General features: G+C 62.2%; 1 protein-coding gene. It reads left to right on the top strand.

Translation table 11 applies throughout. The features are described 5' to 3' along the window. Positions 1–12 precede the first annotated feature (12 nt). On the top strand, positions 13–296 hold a 284-nt coding region (locus tag RVY79_RS18920; RefSeq protein WP_317466097.1), incomplete at its 3' end, for a hypothetical protein.

Here is a 296-nt window from a genome sequence, read left to right as displayed (position 1 = left end):
AGGTTGAAGGTCATGCTGCCTTCCGGGGCGATGCGCCATGTGTGGGTTGACGCGCAAACCTATCTGGAAACGAAAGTCGAACGCGAGGGGCGAGGCACGCTCGGCCAGCCGGTGACCGTCACGATCTACTACCGCGACTACCAGACCATCGAGCATCTTCAGTTACCGGCCGTCATTGAAACCAGCGCGGGGACCGGGCAGGCTTCCGACAGGCTCGTGATCGACAAGGTGCAGTTCAACCCCAAATTGGATGACGGCTTGTTTGCACGGCCGGTGGTGGCGGCCGACCGCAGCCG

The sequence above is a fragment of the Chromohalobacter sp. HP20-39 genome, assembly GCF_033052815.1.
GTDB lineage: Bacteria > Pseudomonadota > Gammaproteobacteria > Pseudomonadales > Halomonadaceae > Chromohalobacter.
Note: the sequence above shows the minus strand (reverse complement) of the source record. Positions and strands in the feature narration are given on the sequence as shown.